Source organism: Citrobacter sp. Igbk 14 (assembly GCF_028069825.1).
In the GTDB taxonomy this organism is placed as follows: Bacteria; Pseudomonadota; Gammaproteobacteria; order Enterobacterales; family Enterobacteriaceae; genus Citrobacter.
In genome coordinates this window covers 1-865 of the sequence record NZ_JANEWM010000153.1, presented here as the reverse complement: position 1 = coordinate 865, position 865 = coordinate 1, and the positions used below count along the sequence as shown (strand labels likewise).

Below are 865 nucleotides of genomic sequence, written 5' to 3'. Positions count from 1 at the left end.
ATAAGACACTATCATTTGATAATACTTCTGGTAACTTAAAGACGTAATTGCATCGAGTTGCCGCAAAGAGATTAGCCGTGGTTTCGTCTACGGTTTTAGATTCAATTTCGAATAATTTCTCCAGTGTTTTTTGAGCAATAAATAAATCATCAGGAAAATATAATATTATCCTAACCCCAAATAAGTCTTGAATTTTTTTACCATCCTCTGAGTATTTATTAGGCTCTTTTTCATATTTCTTAATTATTGAGCTTTCTGATTTTGTCCTCGAAAAAAAACGATAAAGTAATCCAATACGATTAAGTTCATCTTCTATATCTTTTTGCAAACTTTGAATAATTCGCAATTCATTTCCGTTATACATCAGAAATTCCTCCCAAGAATTGCTTTAATCTCTGATATTCTTGCCATGTTAAGTTCAAGGAACGAACGCTTGTCTGGCGTAAGTAAAAGACCGTCTTTCCTCAATTTATCTAAAGAATGGAGTATTTCACTTAACTGAAATTGATTGTTGTTAGAACATAAGCCTTTTATAGGCCGATGCTTATGATAGCTAACACTCCCTCTGGGACAGAACTTCTCTAAGATGTAAATATCACAATCTGTAATATCGTGATCATTTTCACTGTTTATCTCGACAGATTTTTTATTAATAGCATCATTGTCACATTCACATCCCAAAAAATAAATATCTTCCCTACCACTTAATTCGTTAAAACTACAATCTATAAAAGAACAGTTCACGAATGTAACGTTTTTATAATTACCACAGGTAAATATGCTGCTAAAAAACGAACAATCAACAAAGATAGTATCATGTATTATATTTATATCGCCTAAAGAAAGTTTTGATATAGACAATTGC

1 protein-coding gene and 1 pseudogene are annotated in these 865 nt (G+C 31.3%); both read right to left on the bottom strand.

Features of this window, described 5'->3' with window-relative positions; translation table 11 throughout:
• Nucleotides 1–364: RelA/SpoT domain-containing protein (locus tag NNN64_RS22870; RefSeq protein ID WP_271442887.1), on the bottom strand; the 364-nt coding region annotated here is incomplete at its 3' end.
• Nucleotides 364–865, bottom strand: a pseudogene (locus NNN64_RS22865) (hypothetical protein); the annotation flags it as partial. The gene NNN64_RS22870 and the pseudogene NNN64_RS22865, both read right to left, overlap by 1 nt.